We start from the raw sequence: 4,805 nt of genomic DNA, 5'->3' as shown, positions 1-4,805 counted from the left end.
CGGCTGCTCAAACCGGGGGAGCGGATCACCGCCGCGGACCTGGCGGATTGGCCGGACGCGGCGTTCGTGCTCAAGCCCTCAGTCGGTGCCGGTTCCCGCGGGGCCGCCCGCTTCGCGCCCGGTGACCTCGCTTCGGCCACCGAGCACTTGGAGGCCCTGCACGACGTCGGGCGGCTCGTGCTGGTCCAGCCGTACCAGGGCGTCGTGGATCACGAGGGCGAGACCGCGCTGGTGTTCTTCGGCGGCTTGTTCTCGCACGCCTTCGTCAAGGGGCCGATGCTGCGCGAGTCCTCGGACGGCGAGCTCTCCGCCGGTGAACGGATGCGGGTCGAGCCGGACCCCGCGCTGCGGCGCGTGGCCGAGGACGTGATGGACGCGGCGGCCGAGCTGCTCGGTATGCGGCGTTGCGACCTGCTGTACGCGCGGGTCGACCTGGTGCGGCGCGACGACGGGGCACCGCTGGTGCTGGAGCTGGAGGTCACCGAGCCGTCGCTGGGCTTCGGCCACGCCGATCCGGGCGCGCCGCTCCGCTTCGCCTCCGCGGTGCGCGCCGCCCTTAACGGCTGAGCGACCGCGGCGAACAGGTCATTTCCGCATGATCGAGGCGTGTCGGGATGACATCGCGGTTCGCGGAGTCTATGTTTTCAGCGGTGCTTGAAGTTGATCTGCCGGAGGGCTGAAGTGACCGAGTACGCGCAGCGCACCGAACGCCCCGCGATGTCCGAGTGGATCGAGCAGATGGCCGCGCACTTCGAGGCCACCGAGGGGATGCCGCTGATCGCCGGGCGGATCCTGGCGTTCCTGCTGATCTGCGACCCACCGGAGCGCACGGCCGCGGAGCTCTCGCACGGGCTCAACGCCAGCACCGGCTCGGTCAGCACCAACGTGCGGCTGCTGCTGCGGCTCGGCGTGATCTCCAAGACGACCAGGCAGGGCCGCGAGGCGGCGCTCTACCGCGTGGAGGAGGACCGCTGGCCGGAGCTGGTGCGCCACCGGATGCAGCGGGTCACCGGGCTGGAGGAGCTCACCGCCGCCGGGCTGCGGATGTTCAGCGGGCAGGGCGAGCGGGCGCGGCGGCTGCGCACCGTGCACGAGTTCTACCAGTGGCTGGCCGGGGAAATGCCGCAGCTGTGGCAGCGCTGGGAACGCGAACAGCCCCGCAAACTGCGCTACTGACCGCCGATCGATTCGATGCTCCCGCGTCGCGCAAATCCATTCGGAGCAACGGTCCGTTCACCGACGCGCGGAGCGGGCTCAGGCCGGGACGGGCTCGGCCTCGGGCGCCGGAGCCTCGGGGACCCGCCCGCGGTACCGCGATTCGCTCCACAGCAGCGCCGTGATCGCGATGACCAGCGTCGCGCCGAGGACGTGCAGCACGACCATCGCCTCCGGCACGCCCAAGTAGTACTGCGCCGAACCAACCGCGCCCTGCGCCAGCACCAGCACGCAGGCCGCGATGTAGCAGCGCAGCACGCCCTTGGTGGGCCGCGCGCTGCGCAGCCAAACGCCGAACACGGCCAGCACGCACACGTACGCCATCACCAGCAGCCCGTGCACCTGCACCAACGTCACCACCGGCAGCACCAACCGCGGAGTCTCGGCGTCCCCGGCGTGCGGGCCCGCGGCGGTCACCATCGTTCCGGCGAACAGCATCGCGGCCGTGATCACGGTCAGCGCCACCAGCAGGCCGCGCATCCGGCCGGGTAGCACCGGAGTCGCGGGCTCGTCGCCCTCACCGGCGGCCTTGAACAGGTACGCGGCCAGCCAGATCAGCACCGCCGAGGCCATGAAGTGGATCGACACGCTCCACCAGCTCAGGTCCACCAGCACCGTGATGCCGCCGATCACCGCCTGCGCGACCACGCCCACCGGCATGATCAGCGCGAGCTTGATCAGCCGCGGGCGGCGCGGCCGCACCCGCCAGGCGGCCAGCAGGCAGGCCAGCGCCACGAACCCGACCAAGCCGGTCAGCGTGCGGTTGCCGAACTCGATCACCTGGTGCAGCGCGGCGACCTCCGGGTGCTCGATCGGCACCATGCTGCCGGGGAAGCACTGCGGCCACGTGGGGCAGCCGAGGCCGGAGCCGGTCACCCGGACCACCGACCCGGTCACCGAGATCAACGCCTGGGTGACGAGCACGGCCAGCGCCAGTGCGCGCACCACGCGGTGACTTGGATTCAGGACCCTGGCCAGTTTCGACGTCGGCACGGCCCGATCGTAGGCGCTGCCCTGGAACGCACCGCCGAGAGGTACCGGCCGTCGTCTTTGAGAGCGGCGGAGCCGATCGCAGCGACCAGCGGAGCGACCGGCACCGCCGCGAACCTTCCGCAGTCAGTCGCGGTGGCCTGCCGCGAAGGCGTGTCCGGGGAAGGCGCCCGCTCGTGCGACCTGCTTGCTCAACGACTTGCCGAGCGCGACGAGCCGTTCGGTGCCCTCGGCGCCCAGGTGCTCCCACGGCGCCGCCGCCAGCTCGTCGGTGTGCTGCTCGACCTTCTCCCGCAGCTGCTTGCCCGCGTCGGTGAGCTCGTTGTCCGCGTCGAGCAGCCCCTGCGCGCGCAGCACGTCCTGCGCGTCGCCCCACTGCGCGTCCGACCAGCCGCGGCTGGCCTTGGCGAACTGCTCGGAAAGCCCTTCGCCGCTGGTGATCTGCAGGATCAGCGCGTGCAGCCCGGACAGCCCTGCCGACTGCAGCGCGATCAGGTGCCCGTCGCCGCGGTACTCGCGCAGCAGGCTGACCGCGTGCCAGAGCGCGACGTGGGGCTGCTCCGGCCAGTCCAGGTCGGCGTGCGCGGCGTAGAGCGGACGGGCTTCCGGCTTGCACGCCTCGGTGGCGCGGCGGGCGAGTTCGGCGGCCTCGGCGACTTCTTCCGAGCGGATCTGGTCTTCGCCCAGCAGCCGCCGCAGCGTGCTGTCCGCGGCGCCGAAGCGGGCGGCGACCACGTCCGAGGGCTGCACGACCGACCACGCCTGCGGGATCGACTCGGCGACCAGCTCGGGGTTGAAGTTGTAGAACGTCGCGGCGACCACGCCTGCGCCGACCGCGCCCATCGGGGCCGCGCGGCCCGCGAAGTAGCGCGCCGTGCGGGATTGCAGGCCCAGCTCGGTGAACGCCGCGTCGGCGTCGGGGGAGAAGTAGATGTTGGCGTGCAGCGGCTCCAGTGCGCGGTGGCACCGCCGGGCCGACTCGGCGTTCGCGGAGGCGTTTCGCGGCTCAGTCATGCCGCCACCCTACTTCGCGGTAACAGAGCGGCGGATCAGGTCAGACGCGTCGTGCGGACCGCCAGCGCCCCGGCGGCCGCGCCCCAAAGCAGCAACACCACAACCGGCTGCCAACCCGGCAGCGCGGCGTGCTCGACAGTCCGTTCCAGTGCCGCGGCCAGCGCGCCGGACGGCAGCAGACCCGCGATCGCCCCGACCGGCCCCGGCAGGTCGCCCGCAGGCAGCGCCAGCCCGCCCGCCAGCAGCAGCACGAACCAGATCGCGTTGGCCAGCGCCAGCACGATCTCGGCCCGGAACGCGCCACCGACCAGCACGCCCGCGGCGCCGAACGCGATCGTGCCCAGCACCAGCAGCGGAATCCCGCCGATCAGGCCCAGCAGGTGCGGCGTCCAGCCGAGGCACACCGCCGTGATCCCGAGCAGCACCGCCTGCAACGCCACCACCAGCAGCGTCGCCAGCACCCGGCCGGAGATCAGCGTCCAGCGCGGCAACGCGGTCGCCGAAAGCCGCTTGAGCACCCCGTAGCGGCGGTCGAAGCCCAATGCGATCGCCTGCCCGGTGAACGCGGTCGACATCACTGCCAGCGCCAGCACCCGCGGTGCGACGGAGTCCACCCGCGGTTCCGGCACGGTGCCGATGTGCAGCGTGCTCAGTCCGATCAGCAGCGCCATCGGGATGATCAGGGTCAGCAGCGCCTGCTCGCCGTGGCGCACGATCAGCAGCGCCTCGACGCGGGTGTGCGCGGCCAGCATCCGCAGCGCCCGGCCCCTGCCCGGCGCCGGGGTGAAGGTGCCCGCCGGGAAGCGCTCACCGGGCCGCGGCGCGTCCGCGGCTGTGTTCGACGCCGTCTCCGCAGGCGCGTTTCGGCTCACGAGCGCAACTCCCGTCCGGTCAGGTCGAGGAACACGTCCTCCAGGCTCCGCTTGCTGACCCGCAGCTCGTTGGCCAGCACCCCGTGCCGGGCGCACCAGGACGTCACGGTGGAGACCACCTGCGGGTCGATGCAGCCGCGCACCACGTATTGCCCGGAGCGGACCTCGGTGGCCTCGTAGTCCTCCGGCAGCGCCGCCAGCAGCAGGTCCAGGTCCAGCGCCGTTTCGGAGCGGAACCACAGCTCCTGCCTGCCCTGCGGATCGGCGGTCAGCTCCGCCGCGGTGCCGTCGGCGACGGCGCGGCCGTGATCGACGATCACGACGCGGTCGGCCAGCGCTTCGGCCTCGTCCATCAGGTGCGTGGTCAGCAGCACCCCTACGCCGTCGCGGCGCAACGCCGCCACCAGGTCCCACACGAGCCTGCGGGCCTGCGGGTCCAGCCCGGCGGTCGGTTCGTCCAGGAACACCAGCTCCGGGCGCCCGACCAGGGCGCAGGCCAGCGACAACCGCTGCTGCTGACCGCCGGAGAGCCGCTTGTACGGGGTTCGCCCCGCCGCGGCGAGCCCGAGCGTGTCCAGCAACCAGTCCGGATCGATCGGGTCGGCGGCGCAGGAGGCGATCAGCCGGAGCATCTCCGCGGCGCGCACGCCCGGGTAGGCGCCGCCGCCCTGCGGCATCACGCCGATCCGGGGCCGCAGCCGCTCGCCGTCGCGG

The 4,805-nt window shown here is 72.7% G+C and carries 6 protein-coding genes; 2 read left to right on the top strand and 4 right to left on the bottom strand.

The features are described 5' to 3' along the window. Both IJH84_RS22805 and IJH84_RS22800 read left to right on the top strand, forming a co-directional pair. A partial coding sequence (locus IJH84_RS22805) for a RimK family alpha-L-glutamate ligase (protein ID WP_367269076.1) occupies positions 1 to 567 on the top strand: 567 nt, incomplete at its 5' end. Between the two features lie 114 nt (positions 568 to 681). Continuing rightward, positions 682 to 1,176, top strand: coding sequence for a GbsR/MarR family transcriptional regulator (locus IJH84_RS22800; RefSeq protein WP_200069748.1), 495 nt, complete (start codon positions 682 to 684; stop codon positions 1,174 to 1,176). A 78-nt stretch (positions 1,177 to 1,254) separates the two neighbouring features. On the opposite strand, the gene IJH84_RS22795 is transcribed toward IJH84_RS22800, so the two are convergent. From IJH84_RS22795 to IJH84_RS22780, 4 genes are all read right to left on the bottom strand, one after another. Further along, positions 1,255 to 2,208 (bottom strand): heme A synthase, encoded by a 954-nt coding sequence (locus IJH84_RS22795; RefSeq protein WP_200069917.1) that lies wholly within the window; start codon positions 2,206 to 2,208, stop codon positions 1,255 to 1,257. A gap of 123 nt (positions 2,209 to 2,331) precedes the next feature. Next, positions 2,332 to 3,219, bottom strand: a complete 888-nt coding sequence (locus IJH84_RS22790; protein ID WP_295148842.1) for a hypothetical protein — start codon at positions 3,217 to 3,219, stop codon at positions 2,332 to 2,334. A gap of 35 nt (positions 3,220 to 3,254) precedes the next feature. Further along, positions 3,255 to 4,091, bottom strand: coding sequence for an ABC transporter permease (locus IJH84_RS22785; protein ID WP_295148840.1), 837 nt, complete (start codon positions 4,089 to 4,091; stop codon positions 3,255 to 3,257). Continuing rightward, positions 4,088 to 4,805, bottom strand: a 718-nt coding sequence (locus tag IJH84_RS22780; protein WP_295148838.1) for an ABC transporter ATP-binding protein, incomplete at its 5' end; no start/stop codon positions are given. The genes IJH84_RS22780 and IJH84_RS22785, both read right to left, overlap by 4 nt.

This window comes from Saccharopolyspora sp., from assembly GCF_017434145.1.
Taxonomy (GTDB): Bacteria; Actinomycetota; Actinomycetes; order Mycobacteriales; family Pseudonocardiaceae; genus Saccharopolyspora_C; species Saccharopolyspora_C galaxeae.
Note: the sequence above shows the minus strand (reverse complement) of the source record. Positions and strands in the feature narration are given on the sequence as shown.

Excerpts from the sequence above, each read along its gene's own strand:
- IJH84_RS22790 (WP_295148842.1), bottom strand. The coding sequence starts at position 3,219 with ATGACTGAGCCGCGAAACGCCTCCGCGAACGCCGAGTCGGCCCGGCGG.